This is a genomic window from Paenibacillus alginolyticus DSM 5050 = NBRC 15375 (genome assembly GCF_000422905.1).
In the GTDB taxonomy this organism is placed as follows: domain Bacteria; phylum Bacillota; class Bacilli; order Paenibacillales; family NBRC-103111; genus Paenibacillus_E; species Paenibacillus_E alginolyticus.
In genome coordinates, this window is record NZ_AUGY01000024.1 from 1 (window position 1) to 19043 (window position 19043).

The following is a 19043-nucleotide window of genomic DNA, read 5'->3' on the forward strand; positions in this document are numbered from 1 at the left end:
ACCCTATTTATATAATAATATTACCACTAAAATCAAAACTACACAAGAGTTATGTTAGCGTTTTCATTTTCTAATTGTTTTTCGCAATAATCTACAAATAGACCATAAACAGCCTCAGTCCTTATCGATCTGAGGCCCAGCGAGTTACCTTCACAAGCACTTCCATCCCCATCGCGCTCTAATTTGTGCTCTAAACCCATACAAATGACGAGCTTTGCAAAGTCAATATGCTCAGATCTTTATTCATACTCAAAGACAAAGCAAATCCCTTAAAATCTCAATACTATTGTTTGAAGGGTACAGCTCAAAACCAATTACCCCTTTATACTCAAGCTTTCTTAACGTGTTCATTATATTTTTAAAATGGATCTCTCCCGTGCCGGGCTCATGCCGTCCGGGGGCATCTGCGATGTGGAAATAACTGATTTGTTTTACGTACTTTTCGATGTTTCCTATTAAATTGCCTTCATTAATCTGCATGTGGTAAACATCAAACAACATTTTAATGTACGGTGAGTTAACCAGCTGAATCAAATCAGCGGAATCCCTCGAATAGGCCAAGAAATTTCCCGCGTGGTCTACATGAATATTTAATGGCTCTAAACAAAGCGTGACTTTTGCTCGTTCCGCTATAGGTGCTAAATTTTTCAAGGTGTCGTATATAGTAGCGAATTTAGCAAAATCACTAATATCCTCATACCGATTTAGAACCCTGCCCTCTTCTCCCAGAGCGTTTGAGTGAATAACCAAATGCTCGCACTGTAAAACATGCGCCCTTTTGATGGACTCCTCAACGAATTGGATATACTCGGAGCTTTCATTTCTATTCACCAAGGAAAACTCATGATCTCCCGAGAAGCTGGCAATCGTCAGGTTGTGTTTATCAGAAAGGTATTTTATTTTTTCAATATCCTTATCTTGCCACGTCCAAAATTCCACATGATCAAACCCAGCCTGAGCTGCAAGCTCAAATCTTCTCTCAAAACTCTCTTCTGTAAATACCGTCTCGAGGCATAATGACTTTTTCAAGTGATGATTCCTCCTTTACATTGTGATGTTCTGCCGGCTTCCGCCGGCAGATAGAATGCAGTCTTATTCCTCGTGATCTAAGGGATAAATTATAACCTTAAGCGCTTCACCTTTACGCATAGCCATAATACCGTCCCCAATCCGATCCATCGGCAATCGATGAGTAATCAACTGTTCCAAATTCAACAGGCCGGATTCCACGATGTGGATAGCTTTGGCAAAGCTGAACTTAGAAATGAAGGTTCCTTTTACGGAAATTTCGTTTTTGGTAATATCGTATTGCTTAACCGCAGGCAGGGCATGTGAATTTAAGCCCAATAACAGCACTTGGCCCCCCGGGCGAACCAAACTAACAGCTTGATCAAACAACGATCCTACACAATCGATCACGACATCCACTCCAAGTGCAGTCTCTTTAAGTATGAATTCACGAATATCGTTTTTATTGGGACTAACTGTATGGGTCGCACCCGATTTTATAGCAATATCCAAACGATAATCCGAGAGGTCAACACAAATTATTTTGGATGCGCCAGCAGCCTTTACCATTTGAATGAAAAGCTGGCCCATCGGACCCGCTCCGAGTACGACAACGGACTGCCCAGGCTGAACATTAATCTTGTCACATCCATTCACAACACATGATAACGGTTCCACTAAAGCCGCTAGCTCAACGGGCACATCATGCGATATAGGATATATCATCCTTGCGGGTACGACATTAAAGGCTGCAAAGCCTCCATCTTCGAAAATACCGTAAGTAATCACATGCTCGCATAAATTCGGCATGCCATTTTTACAGGAGCTGCAAAATCCGCCGCAGGTCAAGTTAGGATCTATGCATACGCGATCGCCGACCTTTACGTTCTCAACCCTACTCCCAATGGCTACGATTTCAGCAACATACTCATGTCCAAGAATCTTTCCTTCAGTTGCCGGATGGCCTGGAGGCGATGCCAGGATATGAACATCTGTTCCACAAATACTTGCTGCAAGAACCTTCAACAGAACCTCGTCATCATTTTTTATTGTAGGAATCGGTCGATCCTCCACTGAAAATTGACCTTCTTGTTTAAAAACGACTGCCTGCATGTCCCCATCACCTTTCGTCCGTAGAAGTTATCCTTATATCACTAATTCACTTTAGCTTTCGTCAGCAGCTCCACTTTTGTTGGCATCGATTTCTCGACTTGGCCCCCTTTAAGAATCTTTTGAACGGTTTCAAGCGCTACTCTGGACATATCTTCCGGATATTGAGCTACGTCTCCTAGCAGCTTACCGTCTTTAATCAACTGCTTTGCTTCCTTCGATCCATCAAAGCCAATCACCTGTATTTTCCCTTCGAGGTTAGCCTGCTTAATGGCTTCGAGTGCGCCAAACGCAATCTGATCCGCTACTGCGTATACAAGCTTGATATCAGGATGCGCAGTCAAAATATTTTGCATTACGCTAAAGCCTTGATCGCGTGTCCAATCCGTAGGTTGTTCAGCAACGATATCGATATTCGTAGCTCCTTTAATGCCCTCTTTGAATCCGGCAAGTCTTTCCTCATTGCCGATAACGCCGGGAATACCGCCGATCATCGCGACTTTTACTCCATCCTTAAAGTTAGCCTTAACATATTCACCCGCAACCTTCCCGCCTTGAAGATTATCCGTACCAATATAAGTTACGTACTTGGCACCCTGCTTATCAGCTTCTTTATCATTAATGGTGTCATTGACTAGAATGACAGGAATACCTGCTTCATTCGCTTTGCGAATCGAAGGAATTAATTCGACCGGCCCCATAGCCGACAGCACAATCGCGTCTACACGCTTAACAATCAAATCATCAACCATTTGAACTTGCTTTTCGATTTCCGTTTGCTTCTCCGGCGCTTGGAAGATTAAATTCATGCCTAGTTTTTTCGCGTGCTCCTCTGCGCTGGATTTGAGAGTATTCATGAATTCATCCTGCAAGTGCTTTACAACATAACCCACTGTAATTCTTTTTTCGCCAGATGTGCTCGTTGGACTTCCTTCGTTAGGAGCAGAACCAGACATTGTTGTGTTAGCGCTTCCACTGCAGCCTGCTAAAATAAAGATAACCATCATCATTGCCACTAAAGCCAAGGTTTGAATTTTTTTTATTCTTTTCATTTTCTATTCCTCGCTCTCATTTTTTTTATGTGAACACAATGGCGTGTTTACACCTTTTTCTTAATGGTATCCAATAAGACGGCGGCAATAATGACCAAACCGATAATTCCTGTTTGCAAATAGGAGCTGGCGTTTAGCAAATTCAAGCCGTTTCTTAGAACTCCCATTATGGCCGCACCGATCAATGTGCCCCAGACGCTTCCTACGCCGCCCGAGAGACTTGTGCCTCCGATCACAACAGCAGCGATTGCGTCCAACTCATAGTTATACCCTGCTGAAGGCTGCGCAGCGTTTAACTTGGATGTCAAGACAATGGCTGCAATGGCGGATGTCATGCCAGAAATGATATAGGCGATGTTGATATATTTTTTTGTATTGATACCCGACAATCGCGTTACCTCTGGATTACCTCCGATAGCATAAATAAATCGTCCTGTTTTTCTGTATACCAAAATGTAATAACCCACGGTGTACAAAATGATCATCAAAAGAACTTGGGCGGGAATCGATGTGAAGGGGATTTTGCTGACGCCAATCCAGCGAAAGCTATCCGGAAACGTAGACAAAACGGCACCGCTGCTTAAAATGAGGGCAAGCGCCCGGGAGACACTCATCATACCTAAAGTAGCGATAAACGAAGGCAGCTTGCCCATCGTAACCATCAGTCCATTGAGTAAACCAATCACGGTGCCGATAGCAACACAAGCTAGCATGGCTATACCGACAGGGACATCCGCTTTCATAAGCAGCCCCATGACAATACCGGATACAGCAACCACTGCGCCTACGGATAAATCAATCCCACCGGTTAAGATCACGAAGGTCATGCCCAAAGCGAGGATCGCATTCACTGTAATCTGAGATGAAACATTTAATAAATTGTTGGTTGTTAAAAAAACGGGTGACAGAACCGATATAACAACGCAAAGAATGACCAGTCCAATAATGGTTGAAAATCGGGTATAGTTCAGCTTATATTTCCAAACAAACGGCGCTGGAGAAGCATTTTGTTCGACGTTGCTTTTTCTCATACAATTTCATCTCCCTGATCTTATTTATGGGTCCCAGTCGCATACTTAATGACTTCGTCCTCTGTCAGCTCCGACATATCATCAAAACAGCCCGTGATCGTCCCATCATGCATAACATATAATCTGTCGCAAACCCCTAACGTTTCAGGCAGTTCGGATGAAACCATAATGACCGCTTTTCCCTCTTTCTTCAGTGAATTCATAATTTTATAAATTTCCGACTTGGCCCCGACATCAATCCCTCGAGTAGGTTCATCAAAAATAAAGATTTGCGAATCGGTATTCAGCCATTTGGCGATGACGACCTTTTGTTGGTTCCCTCCGCTTAAAAACTTGGTTTTCTGATTCAAGGATGGTGTTTTAACCCTTACAGAGTCCGTCAGTTTCTGGCAATTGGCTGTATTCATTATTTGGTTGATCCCAAACCAATTCATGATGTTATCGAAGTTGACCAGCGGAATATTATCCTTTATGGAAAAGTCCAAGATGAGCCCTTGATTTTTCCTGTCTTCTGTTAAAAATGCGATTCCATGTTTCCTGGCGTCTAAGCAATTTCTGATGTTAACCGGTTTGCCGTCGATATGAATGTCACCGCTTTCAAATGGGTCTACCCCGAATACCGCTCTCATAAGCTCAGTTCTCCCGGCTCCCATCAAACCATAGAAACCCACAATCTCATTGCTTCTGGCATAAAACGATATGTTGTTCAGACTATCCTTCTGTACGAGGTTATTCACTTCCAAAAGCTTTTCCCCAGGCTCAACATGAAGCTTAGGATATTGCTCTGACAATGAGCGCCCTACCATCATGCTGATTAGCTTATCAACAGTGATTCCGTCTACAGGTACGGTTTCGACATATCTTCCATCCCGAAAGACGGTGATGCGATCCCCAATTTGAATAATTTCCTCCAGCCTGTGTGAAATGTAAACAATGGCTACGCCCTTTGAAGTAAGCTCCCTAATAATCTTAAAAAGTCCTTCTACTTCCTTCTGGGAAAGCGCTGAGGTCGGTTCGTCCATAATAATGATATCCGCATCATATGAAAGCGCCTTCGCAATTTCGACCACTTGCATCTGACCGATACTCAAAGAGGACACCATCGCCTTCTCAGAAATGTTGGAGCCTATAGCATCCAGAAGCTTCCGGGCCTGTTCGTTCATCAAATTCCAATTTACGTTTCCGTTGCTCTTCGTTGGCTGTCTGCCCAAAAAAATATTTTCCGCGACCGTTAAATTTTTGAGTAAATTGGTTTCCTGAAAAATCATACTGATCCCGCGTTCTATTTGCTCTTTTACGCTTAAGCTTTTGATCTCATGGTTTTTGTAATAAATCACCCCTTGATAGTCGGTGTTCACACCTGCGAGCACCTTCATGATCGTCGACTTTCCCGCCCCGTTTTCTCCGAGCAGAATATGAACCTCTCCACGCTTCACATCGAATCTAACGTTATTAAGTGCTAGAACACCCGGAAATTGAACCGTAATGTTCTCCATTCTTACCAAGCAGTCATCACTCATTGGATCATCCCTTTCGGAGTAGGATAGAGATTCACTCGAACATTAATATCATAAATAATAACTTATTTGGTTATGTATGTGCTTACAAATTATATTTTAATTGTGCTCAGTTTGCGAAAAGGGCATAGTAAACAGGCCTATCCTTCAACTCGGTGGTTCAAGTCTGGTCAACCTTAAACAGCTGAAGACCAAGACTTGAGCCAAGCGAAAAGAGATGTGCATGGATTGAAGTTTTTGTGATGAGCAAGACATGCTTACTTCTTCTTAGCGGTAGTGCCTCCAACGACAAGCTCCGGCGTCATAACGATGCGCTGCTTTACCTTCTTAGGCTCATTTATCTCCTCGATTAACAACTCCATCACTTTTTGCCCCATATCGTAAATAGGTTGGGCAATGGTTGTGATTTGAGGATCGAACATCTGCCCAAACATGGTATTATCGAATCCTACGATTGAGATATCTTCAGGTAAACGAAGCCCTAATTCCCGCACCCTTTTTATCGCGCCAATAGCTAAAGCTTCGGTCGAAGCAAAAATGGCGGTAGGCGGGGAAGGAACCTTTAGCAATTGTTCAGAAGCCAGCATGCCGTCGTTGTAGGTTACGTTATTTTGAATAACGAGTTTTTCATCATACTTGATCCCTGCTTCTTCCAGCGCTTTCCGGTAGCCTTCAACCCGTTTTCTCGCAGGAGAGATTTTGAGGTCTTCCGTAATCATGGCGATCTTCTCGTGTCCGAGCTCGATCAGATAGGACGCCGCTTGAAATCCCCCTAAAAAATCGTCAACAAATACGGCATCTACAGCAAGTGAAGGCACATCGCGGGCAAGCATGACAACCGGGATGTTGCTTTCGATGATTTTCTTAATTGATTTATCATTTAACAAACCTGTACCAATGATAATTCCGTCGATATACTTTTCTCGCAAGATGGAGATGTATTCTTTCTCTCTCTCCGGATCATTATCCGTACTGCAAATGATAAGACTGAAGCCATGCTGCCGACCGTAATCCTCGATAACTCTTGCAATTTCCGCCATAAAGGGGTTCGCAATACTTGGCATCATAAATCCAATGGTTTGAAGACGTTTTCTTGCCGAAGCGACTACGTTGGGTTGATACTCTAGTTTGCGAATCGTATCCAAAATCTTCAGCTTAGTCTTTTCCCCAATGCTTCCTGTATTATTGAGTACCTTGGATACCGTTGAAACGGATACGCCTGCCGTCTTTGCTACGTCGTAAATGGTTGTTTTCAATAATCTTCTCCTTTCATCATAAAATAATAAGTATATGACTAATAATCAAACGTGAGGATCAGTAATAATATATCACATCGGGATCTTCAAGATTTAGGAAACATGTTTCCTTGTTATTAGAATAGTACTGACTTGAAATAAAGTCAACAGTATTTTTTATGACTCGAAATAAATATTAATCATTACGCTATATGGGACCGCTTCATAAAAACAGCCAAGGAGCATATAACCGCATAAATATTGGATCGAAAGCGGCCTAAGAGCCTTTTGAAAGCCCGTAACAAGCACGGGTAGCTCGCATAACGAATCATAACAGAATGGGAAACATGTTTCCCTAATGTTTGTGTAAATTTAAATTTCTCACACCACGTTTCTCACTCACACCCTCCGTGACAAAAGAAAAGAACGTTCCCGAGAGAACATCCTTCCTTATAAGCAAGCCCTATTACTTACTCTTTAAAATGCCCCAACACGTCGGACATGATCATCATGCGGCCATTCATTATTTTCACAGCCTGCGGCAGTTGAATCCATTAAGTTATACACTGCCTGCAAGCAAGTGGCTTCAGAACCTGTCGGAACGGAGAGGATGCGGGACAGCTTCTTGGTGTCCATATATATACGCCCACAGTAGTTATTTATGTGCATAATGGAATCTTTACCTATAAATAGGGTGCGCATCGACTCGGAATAGGAGCAACTCGTTTATCTGCCGCGGTCAATCTTATCCTATATCTTAAATGGGGCCAAGTTCTTGTCCTTGGATTTAGACAACAATATGCATCATCATATTTTGTTCCCTTACCGTTTGTGCTAATTACCTTAATTCAGGAATCCGACTTGTTTGACTCCTTTTCTTAAGCTTTACATTTCCAAAGCTTCATTTGATTATTTATGTCTAATTCTCTAAAAGTACTGATTAACTCCATTTAAAAATTACTGAGTTCTAAGCTTGCTGAGTCATCTTTTGAAAACTCTGTATTCTGAACCCCGTTTCCTTTTAACAACCATTCTAGTGAACACACAAATTTGTGTTGCTCTCCTGACTGAAGTTCAACCTTTGCAAATTGCTTCAGTTCTTTCACCGGGCGAATCACGGTGCTTTCGACATCCATCACATAAAGCTGTACTACTTCTTTTCCTGCACGAGTTCCTGTGTTTGTCACCTTTACCGTCACTTGAAGCATATCCGAATCGAGCATCTCCTTGCGGTCGACAGCAAATCGGAATACGCGAACGTTGTATAGCTGAGTCCATAGCCAAATGGAAACAACGGTCTCACTTGCTTGGTATCGTAATATCGGTAACCTACAAAGATGCCTTCCCGATATTCCACTCGATCAGCTTCTCCAGGGAAGAAGAGGAACGACGGGTTGTCACTCAGCTTCTGCGGGAACGTCTCCGCCAGCTTACCTCTTGGGTTCGCTTCACCGAATAACAAATCGGAGATCGCTCCGCCGACAGCTTGCCCGCCCAGGTATGCCTCCAAGATCGACAGTACGCGATCAGCCCATGGCATCTCGACTACTGAGCCGTTCATGAGAACAACGACAACGTTACGCTGCACGCGGGCAACCGCTTCGATCAGCTCATTTTGGTTGACCGGCAGCTTTAGATGGGTCCGGTCATAGCCTTCCGATTCATACCGGTCAGGCAAGCCGGCGAAAATAACGGCTACATCAGCTTCACGAAGTGATAGATACTTTCGGCTAATGCGACTCGTGCCAAAACCCCGTCGTCAGCTACGATCGGGCCTATCTTGAGACGGTGGATGGTAAAGAGGAGCTGCCGCTTATTCTCTGAAGCATAGGTGCCGTTCAACTTGTTGTAGGCACTCATAAACGGCCAATTAAAAGCAGTAGGGATTTGACAAAATCATTGCGAAATAAACAGAAGCAATTGGATGCATAAAGCGAATAACGCGCAATAAGAAGTGCAAGGTTCCGTGGTGATAGAAGATGCAGTGGTATGCGAATTGTTCGTATGACCAACATTCATGTATATAGGAATCTCCATCGGGACTCGATCGTTGTTCGTTGTGCGAAAACAGGACTTGTGGCCGGCTACTGCTATACAGTAAAGCTCACTAAGGTTCGGTTTTAATGCAATTTCCGTGCTTGACCACTCCATAGATATCCTCCATTTTATACGTCCTAGTCCGTCTCTCCCGCTTCGAATCCGTAATAGATGATGATCTCGTCGTTTCGTCCCGTTTCAGGATTCGGAGGAAAATTATCATTTCACCACTTAAGGAATGGGGAAGTCTTCAACCGATTCGTACAGAGAGCGGATGTACTCCAACCTTAAAAGCCTTTGCCTCAACACAAACATCGAATTGATCTTTTTCATTCCAAAACAGCATATTCGCGTAAGTGATCTCCACGCCAAGTCGTTCAGCCAACTCCACCTTGTACCTCTTAATGTCCCAATGCTCGACCCAAGGGTTAATATCGTGATTGATCAGAATGACGTTTTCAGCGCCATAATTGCGGGTAACTTCGTAAGCAACAATGCCCGAGGTCTCGCCACCGCTGTAACAAACAACATGCTTTACAGCTGGATCTACTTCAGGGGCATTAGTCTTCATGTGCTCAACAAGAGTTAAGGGTTCCAAAATGCCGCCGTTTAATAGATCAAATTGCATTTGGGACATATAGACCTGCCTCCCACTATAAAGTAATGTTTTCTCCCGTTTTCTCGCTTATTCTCAGTATTACAACTTTGACACCTTGTGTGGTAGTGGTGGAGAATGTAGACTCTACATCATTTTCTGTAAAGACGTAGGCGGGAACAGAGCTTAGGATCGTTTGGATTCCAAAACTGTGGATAATTGGATATGATCGCACAGTGGATCTCCACATTCACCCTTGGGGTTCACCCTCCCATGTCACGCTGGGTCTATGCCCTTACATTCCTTCGTTCTACCTCTCAAGGGGTGGATGCCGATTCTTGCTCCTTTACGGGGTCGCAGCCCTTATGGTGTGTAGTTCTTCGGCTTCTCCGATGCTTCTATTGTCATTGTTATACACATGTGAATAAGCGAAAACTCAGGTTAATAGCTGTTTATTTTCTTAAGCAGCACTCTGTTGTTGTATGCTGGTTTGATGAATAGGTCTTAACACTTCAGCAGCATTGTATGACTTTTGTTTCGTCCCCAATGTATGAAGGATTCGGATCAGTCTTCCACATAATGCGATGAGCGATTGCTTCTTCTTCAATGGGTTTCGAGGTCGCGTCGTGTAATGCTTGTGCAGCACTTTAAACTCTTCGTTTTTAGCCACTAGCGGCAAGATACAGCGGAACAGCAGTGCCCTTAAACGAGAACGTCCTCGCTTACTTATACCCGTCTTTCCTTTGCGATCACCTGAACTGTTCTCTACGAGATTCAGTCCAGCTAACCGTATGATCTGTTGTCCGTGGTCGTAACTATTGATATCTCCTATTTCAGCAAGGAAACCGGCAATGGTGACAACACCTACGCCTGGAATACTTAGCATTTCGGCAGTTCCGGGGATTTTCCCCAATATCTCTAAAACGTCATTCATAATCTGCTCTTCTTGTTTCATGTAAAGATCGAATTCTTCGAGCAGCATACGAAGCTGAACCCGCGCAGCAACTAGACCCTCTTTAAGCCCAATTGAAACCTCTGCTGCTGCACAGAGCTGCTCAGCACGCTTGATTCCGACTCCGCGTTTAACTTCCTTCTTCCAGCACGCAAGGATGTCTCTGGCGCCTTTAGAGACAATCTCTTCTGGTGTCGGGAACTCACGCATCGTCATCAATGACGCCTTACCATCCCAGCTTTTAAACACCTTCGAATACCCTGTAAAGTAACGATCGAACCAATTGGCAATCCTGGATCTAACTTGTGTTAAGCTGCCCATAATCTGCTCCCTTGTGTTCATCGAGATCCGTAAGTCTGCATATTCCTTTGTCGGTAATTTGGGTTCTGTGTAGTTCCCGTTTCGAACGAGGTTAGCAATGACTTTGGCGTCTTTGTAGTCGCTTTTTATTTGGGTATTGTCCTCAAGTTCCTTGCTTTTGTTCACATGGTGAGGATTGACGAGAACCAATTTGATTCCTTCATTCTGCAAGTAAGCAGCTAGTGGAAACCAGTAGTGTCCGGTAGGCTCGATACCCAAAATGAGATCCGTCTTGCTGTGAGACTGCTCGAGCTCCTTCATCCACGTTACAAGGCTTCCTAGCCCCTTTGCATCATTACTGAAAACACAATCCTTGCCGAGCTCAATTCCACGAAAATCTACTGCCCTAGCGACATGAAGCCGCTTGGCTATATCTACACCAACAACGAGCGTTTTTTCGGTAATTCTTGTAATACGTTGATTTTGTTTCTGTTTCATCTTATGCTTCATAATGAGTGTCTCTTTTCGTATGTGGGTTTTGTTCTTGCCGGAACAACGATTCCCAGTATACTAGAGGCGCTTTTTTCTTTCAAAGCTCAAATTACTTCATTACAGGAATAGCTCCTTTAACCGCCTTTTTCGGATCGCTATTGCGATTAAACATCTGCATTTACGCTTCCTCCCAATCGAGTAGGAGGGGGCGACTAGCCCCCGACCTCTCACACCACCGTACGTCAGACTGTCTAACAACTGATTGCTGAGTACTCATTAAAATGTGGATTCATGCTATTTTTCTCAAATAAACGTTATACATATTTAAGATTAAAGGAGCTCGGTCTCTTAAGAGACGTATGAGCTCCTTCACACCCATTATTTTGATTATCCTCTTGAAATTATAGGCAAGACAAATCAGACTGGTCTCAGTACCTACTGATCCCAACCCTCGTGTTAAAAAGTATGTATAGCCCCAGTGACGTTTTATCGTCCCGAAAGGGTGCTCAACGATTTGCCCTCTTTGCTTATAAATATTACTTTGTTTACGTGTATTTTCGGTAATCTGTTCGATCACTTCTTCGTCACTAAGCCTAGTTACCGCCCTTCCGCCTTTGGCAGAAGTACAGGACTCTTTTTGTCCGCAAAAATCGAAGGCTTCGCAAGTGTAACGCCTATACTCTTTACCATCTTGTTTTCCGTTCCATTTGAAAGGTAATTCATAACCCAACGGGCAAATATATTTATCGTTTATGGAATCATATTTAAAGTTCGCTTTATCAAATCCACTTGCCACTTTGTCTTGCTTTCCCTTTTGCGGCTTAATTAAGAGTTCTGTATTTTCGTCGAAAACGTCGATGATTTCAAGGTAATTATAATAACCTGTATCGGCCACAATTGTAGTTTTTTGATCACGAAAAACCTGCTTTGTTTTATGCGCCATATTAGACAACTGCCCTTGGTCGTTAACATCATTGACCGTATCGCAGTCCACGATTAGTTTATATTTGCTGTCCACTGCAGTTTGAACATTGAAACAAACTTCATGCTTTCCGTTGTTTTTCATTGATTTGGCATCAGGGTCGGTAACACAAAGCTGGTTTTCACCTGTTTCTTTAAGTTCTTCTTTAATTAACTGCAACTCATGCATTCTCTTCTGATAGACATCTAACTTTTCAGTGATTTCCTGCTTTTTTTGGCGATTATCCTCCCTTAAAAAGTCACGCAAATATGCATCTATTTTTTCATCGATATGTTCTAGTTTCTTACTGACAATACTGGCATTAAAGTGTTGCTTTTTAGAGCAATTCGCCTTTATTTTTGTGCCGTCAATTGCGATAAGTTGACCATCAATCAATCCGAAACCTTTTAACATTAAGGTGAACTCTCTAAACAGCTTTTTTATGGCTGCTTGGTTATTCTTCATGAAAGCAGATAAAGTGCCGTGGTCTGGCTGGAGCTTGTTAATTAGCCACATCAGTTCAATATTTCTTTTCGTTTCGGTTTCCATTTTACGAGAAGAACGAATACCATTCATATAACAGTAAAGATAGAGTTTGAGAAGAACTTCCCGACGATAAGGTTTTTGGCCAGCTTTGGTTCCCGAATACACCTGAAACCCCAACTCTTCCAAAGCCAAACTATCGACGTAAGCATCGATCACTCGTACAGGACTTTCTTCTTCGACAAAATCATCCAACGTATTTGGAAGTAAATGAATTTGATTTCTATCTTCACCTTTGATAAAAGGCATAAACGCTCATCCCCTTTTATATAGAGATTCGACAAAGATCATCTATTTCCATGCCAACAACAAAGATTTATTAATAATTGTTAGACAGTCTGACGTACCGTTCGGTATACGGCGGTTCATGAAATACTCCGTAGTGAGTTGTATCTGTCCAATAAGCTACTTAATCCGTTGGATTTCCAGTATTGGTTATTCAACGTAAGCTTCAAAATCGGACTTCCTGCAATTCGCCAATACCCTTTTCGGGTATTCCCCCACTCAAAGGCTTTATCCTTAGGTATGCCTAAGGATATGAGCCTTTTGACTTTGGTTGTCGGTTTCTTCCATTGTTTCCAAAGGCACATACGTAGCCTCCTTCGAATCCATTTATCCATGTCTTGGAAGACAGTTGGCGTATCCGCAAGCGAAAAGTACCCGCACCATCCAATAAGGTATTGGTTTAGTTCTTTGATTCGCTCTTCCATCTTTATCGATTTTCTTCGAGAGGTAATCTCTCGAATCCTAGCCTCCGCTTTCTGTAAGGATTGCTTTGCAATTCTTACCTTCGGATCCTTGTTCACACTGAAACTAAACCCAAGAAACTTCCGTTTCCAAGGACGGTCTACCGCGCTTTTGGCTTGATTGACCTTTAGTTTCAATCTCGTCTCGATGAATTGGGTTACGGATGCCTTGACTCGTTCGCCTGCTCTCTTGGTTTTCACGTAGATGTTACAATCGTCCGCATAACGGACGAATCGATGTCCACGTTTCTCTAGTTCTTTGTCTAACTTGTCCAGTACGATATTAGATAATAACGGACTCAGTGGACCACCCTGCGGCGCTCCTTCTGATGTAGGTTTAACTACCCCGTTCTCCATCACTCCCGATTGAAGATATTTACGAATAAGAAGGAGAACTTTCTTGTCCTTCACTTTCTCCGAAATCTTCATCATTAAACGGTCATGGTTGACGCGGTCAAAGAATTTCTCCAAGTCTAAATCGACTACGAATCGGTATCCTTCTTTCATGAATTCTCCGGCTTTCCTCACTGCGTCATGTCCCCGCCTTTTCGGGCGAAACCCATAACTATGCTCAGAAAACTGTGGATCAAACAATGGCGTTAACACTTGGGCTATTGCCTGCTGAAGCATTCGGTCTGTCACGGTAGGTATACCTAACTTCCTGACGCCTCCGCCGCTGGGTTTCGGGATTTCGACCCGACGCACGGGACTAGGCTGGTAAGTTCCTTCTTCTATCGCTTGTCGTATGGACTGCCAGTTTTGTTTGATGTGTTCACGTAAGGATTTTACGGACATACCATCTACGCCATGGCTTCCTTTATTTGCTTCCACACGCTTTAATGCTTCTAGAAGGTTTTCCCGCGACAGTAACTGCTCTAACATTTCAACAACTCCTTGCGTGATTTGTACCTTCCTCTTGTGCCAGGGATGAATTCTGCCCTGCCGAAGTCCCACACGGGATTCACCGCTTCCTCCTTCAGTCAGGTCCTTTCGGATTTTCTGCTTTCAACACTCATCCTGAACGCCTTGATATACAAATACCTATTTCATGTTCAGCCCTTCCGCAAGTGTTGCAACACTTGCGTACTATGGCTTCTGCTGACTTCTGTACGTTCAGTCTACTTTCACAAGCAGGGTTACGAAGTTACTTCGCATATCGTACAGATCTCCCCAGGTAAGGACGCTATCTTTCCCTCCATCTATTCGCCTCATTTACTCCCATTCGCCTTTGGCAGTATGGACTTTGACTTGTTGTGCAGCCTCATCCAACGAACGTTAGCCTATATGAGATTCGTGTTCCTCGAACCGGAGGTTTGCCGCCGACTTCCTTCAGATTCTACCTCGCGGTAGACACCCTTGTCTTAAGCTAATGACTACTACTGCCTTCGCCATTCGGGACTTACACCCTATAGATAGCGCCCATGCTGGGCGCACACAAAAAAGGGCAGGTCGATGTATTATCGCCCGCCCTCCATATATTTGTTTTGGATGATTATTCAGTACCGCCACAATACGACGCGATTGCCCTGCAACGCGCAAATTCCAGCCAGCTTCATTACCTCATCCTTACTCCTCAAAAAAATGTGATCTTCGCTTATTTCAGATTAAGTGAACCGATAACGGTGTACTCCTTTAACTTTTTAAGCGTCTCATACTTCCGTTGCATAGCCATCAGTTGAACTTTGCTCATGTTTTCGCCCCGAAAAAATGAAAGAGGAAAAAGCCCCTTTCATTCACCCTGAAAGGGGCTTCCCTCCTTAACCATCGATTAGATTTTTTATTTCGTCCTTAAGAGACAAATACTCACTTCAAATAAGCCGTCATTCCGCCACGATTACCTCATGGCCATCAAAAAAGAGTAAACCTCCTCCGGATCATTGTGTGGGAGTAAAAAAAAAAACGTCCCTCACACGATCGATTCCGAAATGTAGATATACGAATCCCTACAAATCATAAATCGGTCGTCTGAGTGACGCCTTTTCGCTGGTAAAGCTACGGAACTCCTTGGGCCGCTTGGCAGAGGAGCAATTAGTGAAAAAGATAAGATACTCGAATTATACCATATGACAGGTCGCGAAAAAAAGATAAAAGTAGAAGAACCGCCGTAAAATCATCCCTTCTATCGTGTTTTTGAAGTGAAATAAAAAAAATCACTTCTAAAAACGACGAAGGCATCTTCTGGTGAAGGATGTTTTTTCTGCAAATAAGCAGACTTCGACACTCTTGGAAGTGATTATACTTGCCAACAGTCCTCCTGGACCTCGTGGCGGAGCATAAAATAAAAGGGCTAATATAGTCAATTGTATCACTAACCAGCCCTTAATAGATTACTAATTTATAATTCTTTACTCCACTTTAATCACAGTTGGTTTGGCTTTTTCGGTGACTTCATGATTTTCGTCGAGATAACAGCTCTGTGCATGTTTAGAAAGAGCATCGAAAACAAAGTGTTTTACGTCTTCTTCATCGATTTCTTGATCAAACGATATATTAAGGGTAATAGACTTGGTTGATTCTTCCTTCGTATTCAGGAGATTTCTCCATGTTAGCTGCGATTTTGTAACTTTATCCAAAGACAAAACCCCCATGATGTTATTTTCATTTAAAGTGTTTGTAATAAATAAATACACATTTCGACAAAATGCGATAAAAAAAATAAGCTTGTTCGACATTTCTTATAGTTGGTTTTATTGTTGACAAAATGGAAACTTGATGTAAAAAGATAGTTTTGTACGCACTTAATATATAACGAGCTCTTCCGTGTTGTCAATGTCCTAGGCGGTATACAGATAATTATAATTATTATAATATCGTTTTCGTTATTGAAGGTTAAGAGTATTATTTGCCTAATTCATTAGTGTTGAGTAGATGGATTTATTTTGTTATTCGCAAATCGCCCATGAGTAAATTTGCGGGCTTTTGCGTTAAGAATTATTCTAGAAATAGGAAATACGCACATCATTAGGCGAGGTGATCCGTTATGAAGGACACAGTAAAACAACTTTTTTCGATATGTACCAAACTTAGTCTCTTAGCACTCATCGCATTCCCAGTTCTCGCAGCCATAGATTATTTAACTGACGGACCATTTTTGCCATTTGAACAGTACAAGAAAATGATAGGTACAACATGGACATTGTTGGTGGCTAACTGGGAATGGGCAACGGTGTTGTTGGTAACACCTATCCTTTGTCGGGGAGCTTATTCCCTGTATGCCCCTCTTGCAGAAGAAATCAGGCATAACCTATTCGAAAAAGAGATGATCCGGTGGTTGAATACACCCTATATCTCACCTTTGCATCACCTGTATATGCTCTATCCCCCACGCTGGATTCGGTGGGAGAATAAGAATCCATTTCGCAACAACTTCTACCAGTTTGTTGTCCAAGCATTTCGGGATGTGATCTATAGAAGGTACGAATACAAGGAGTACGCCCCTACAGGAAAAAGACCGACTATTTGGCAGGTCGTGCCTCACAAAGCATGGGCTAGCATAACCGTTTATACGCTGATCCCCCTGTTGATTCTTGCCTACGACTTCAAACAGAACGGGATTCATCTATTTAACGGTTATTACGTGCTTACAATGCCGGTTCTCATCGCATTTCTGGCGCGGTCAGCGGTTGTGGCCCTTGCGATTAAAGATCACGCAAGTTGGAAACAAATCGATCGACTATTGATTAAATCATTTGGTGAACTTGAACCGAAAACACGTTGGATGGAACTGTATCCGAATCAGCCGGCAGGAAAATCAATCTTGGAGACCTGGAACGCTGAGTGTCGTCTTCGTCAGGATCGGGATTATCAGTACAGGGCAACTCGTAAACTGGATACAAGTACCCCTCTTCATTATCCGGTAAAGAGTCAGACGAATTACGCTTTCGATAACCCCTCTCTTCCTGCATGCCCATTTCCCGAAGAGCAGATCCCTGAGTGGGCCGGGAATTATGACTCGATGTATCATGAGCTTAACGACGAGCTCAAGGAAAAACAACGCGAGGAAATCAGAGAAGTGACCCAGGCGTCCGGTGGTAAAGTCGTATCCTTCGAGAGCAGACGCAAAAATGAAAAACATAGATAGCCCAACTACTAAGCCGATTAGTGGACATAAGAAAAAAGAACCCCACGGAAATATCCGAAGGGTCAACGCCTTATAGCGAACGTATGTGCTATAATAGTTTATATTCCAAGACGAAAGGAGGCTTACGATGCTGCATCATAAAGCATACAAATTCCGAATATTCCCATCGTCAGAACAAGCAACACTCATCAACAAAACGATTGGATGTGCAAGGTTTGTGTTCAATCACTTCCTTGAATTATGGAATAATACATACACAAAAACTGGAATCGGATTGTCTTACGGGTCATGTTCTGCTGAACTCACTAAGTTAAAGCAAGAAATAGAGTGGCTGAAAGAACCAGATAAGTTCTCTCTACAAAATTCCTTAAGAAACCTAGCTGATTCGTACAACAGATTTTTCAAAAAACAAAATGATGCACCACGATTTAAAAGCAAAAAGAACGCTGTGCAGTCTTACCAAACAAATTACACCAATGGAAACATTGAAATTATAGATAACAAAATTAAATTTCCCAAACTTGGGTTTGTGAAATTCGCAAAAAGCCGTGAAGTTGAGGGACGTATCCTGAACGCGACAATCAGACGAAATCCATCAGGTAAATATTTTGTTTCTATGCTTGCAGAAGTCGAAGTGCATGAACTTCCCAAAATAAGAAATGTAATTGGTGTCGACCTTGGAATAAAAGATTTTGCAATCACATCGGATGGAGAAGTGTTCGAAAATCCAAAATATCTACGTAAATACGAAAAGCAACTAGAAAAAGCACAGCGAACGTTGTCGCGAAAACAAGAACAAGCGAAGAAATCAGGACAAAAGCTTAAAGACAGTAGGAATTACCACAAGAACAAACTTCAAGTCGCTCGAATATACGAAAAGATTACTAATGCACGAACAGATTACTTACAGAAAACTTCATCTAAGCTCATTAACGAAAACCAAGTGATTTGCTTAGAAGATTTACAAGTAAGTAACATGCTTAAAAACCACAAACTTGCTAAGGCAATTAGTGAAGTATCATGGTCACAATTCAGAACAATGCTTGAATACAAGGCGAAATGGTACGGGAGAACGATTTCGATAGTCGGAAAATCTTACCCATCAAGCCAACTATGTTCTGAATGTGGATATAAAAACAAAGAAGTAAAGGATTTGAAATTACGTGAATGGATATGCCCAGAATGTGGGGCGCATCATGACAGAGATATAAACGCAGCTAAGAATATATTGCAAGAAGGACTAAAGCTCTTGACTGCGTAGCACAGTCAGAACCGCAGGGACTGCGGAGCTAGCTTGGTAAACTTCTCTTCGTTGGAAGAGACTACCCAAGAATCTCTTGACTTCAGTCATGAGAGGTTCAAGTCAAAGTGATTCATATGCCG

The 19043-nt window shown here is 42.7% G+C and carries 14 protein-coding genes and 1 pseudogene; 2 read left to right on the forward strand and 13 right to left on the reverse strand.

Features of this window, described 5'->3' with window-relative positions:
* Positions 1-249 precede the first annotated feature (249 nt).
* The 13 genes and pseudogenes from G519_RS0112675 to G519_RS0112745 form a co-directional block, all read right to left on the reverse strand.
* Positions 250-1029, reverse strand: coding sequence for a TIM barrel protein (locus tag G519_RS0112675; RefSeq protein WP_029195017.1), 780 nt, complete (start codon positions 1027-1029; stop codon positions 250-252).
* Between the two features lie 63 nt (positions 1030-1092).
* Positions 1093-2121: a zinc-binding dehydrogenase gene (locus tag G519_RS0112680; protein WP_029195018.1), complete on the reverse strand. Its 1029-nt coding sequence runs from the start codon at positions 2119-2121 to the stop codon at positions 1093-1095.
* Between the two features lie 41 nt (positions 2122-2162).
* Positions 2163-3170, reverse strand: coding sequence for a sugar ABC transporter substrate-binding protein (locus G519_RS0112685; RefSeq protein ID WP_029195019.1), 1008 nt, complete (start codon positions 3168-3170; stop codon positions 2163-2165).
* A 47-nt stretch (positions 3171-3217) separates the two neighbouring features.
* The gene (locus G519_RS0112690; RefSeq protein ID WP_051253356.1) at positions 3218-4201 is read right to left on the reverse strand and encodes an ABC transporter permease; all 984 of its coding nucleotides are present in this window, start codon (positions 4199-4201) and stop codon (positions 3218-3220) included.
* 20 nt (positions 4202-4221) lie between these two features.
* On the reverse strand, positions 4222-5721 hold the full coding sequence (locus G519_RS0112695; RefSeq protein ID WP_029195021.1) for a sugar ABC transporter ATP-binding protein: 1500 nt from the start codon (positions 5719-5721) through the stop codon (positions 4222-4224).
* Positions 5722-5975: 254 nt separating this feature from the next.
* Positions 5976-6974: a LacI family DNA-binding transcriptional regulator gene (locus G519_RS0112700; RefSeq protein ID WP_029195022.1), complete on the reverse strand. Its 999-nt coding sequence runs from the start codon at positions 6972-6974 to the stop codon at positions 5976-5978.
* 456 nt (positions 6975-7430) lie between these two features.
* Positions 7431-7589: a hypothetical protein gene (locus tag G519_RS50155; protein WP_154669565.1), complete on the reverse strand. Its 159-nt coding sequence runs from the start codon at positions 7587-7589 to the stop codon at positions 7431-7433.
* 419 nt (positions 7590-8008) lie between these two features.
* Positions 8009-8658 (reverse strand): annotated as a pseudogene (locus tag G519_RS48935) (glycoside hydrolase family 3 C-terminal domain-containing protein); the annotation flags it as partial.
* 582 nt (positions 8659-9240) lie between these two features.
* Positions 9241-9627 (reverse strand): MDR/zinc-dependent alcohol dehydrogenase-like family protein, encoded by a 387-nt coding sequence (locus tag G519_RS42820; RefSeq protein WP_029195026.1) that lies wholly within the window; start codon positions 9625-9627, stop codon positions 9241-9243.
* Positions 9628-10045: 418 nt separating this feature from the next.
* Positions 10046-11347, reverse strand: coding sequence for an IS110 family RNA-guided transposase (locus tag G519_RS0112725; protein ID WP_029195027.1), 1302 nt, complete (start codon positions 11345-11347; stop codon positions 10046-10048).
* Positions 11348-11618: 271 nt separating this feature from the next.
* Positions 11619-13082, reverse strand: coding sequence for an IS1182 family transposase (locus G519_RS48940; RefSeq protein ID WP_208860889.1), 1464 nt, complete (start codon positions 13080-13082; stop codon positions 11619-11621).
* Between the two features lie 116 nt (positions 13083-13198).
* The gene (ltrA, locus tag G519_RS0112735; protein WP_029195028.1) at positions 13199-14461 is read right to left on the reverse strand and encodes a group II intron reverse transcriptase/maturase; all 1263 of its coding nucleotides are present in this window, start codon (positions 14459-14461) and stop codon (positions 13199-13201) included.
* Positions 14462-15924: 1463 nt separating this feature from the next.
* Positions 15925-16152 (reverse strand): hypothetical protein, encoded by a 228-nt coding sequence (locus G519_RS0112745; protein ID WP_029195029.1) that lies wholly within the window; start codon positions 16150-16152, stop codon positions 15925-15927.
* A 407-nt stretch (positions 16153-16559) separates the two neighbouring features.
* On the opposite strand from G519_RS0112745, the gene G519_RS0112750 reads away from it, so the two are divergent.
* Both G519_RS0112750 and tnpB read left to right on the forward strand, forming a co-directional pair.
* A complete protein-coding gene (locus G519_RS0112750) occupies positions 16560-17660 on the forward strand; it encodes a hypothetical protein (protein WP_029195030.1) in 1101 nt (366 codons plus the stop codon).
* A 127-nt stretch (positions 17661-17787) separates the two neighbouring features.
* Positions 17788-18921: an IS200/IS605 family element RNA-guided endonuclease TnpB gene (tnpB, locus tag G519_RS0112755; protein ID WP_036632811.1), complete on the forward strand. Its 1134-nt coding sequence runs from the start codon at positions 17788-17790 to the stop codon at positions 18919-18921.
* The last annotated feature ends 122 nt before the right edge of the window (positions 18922-19043 follow it).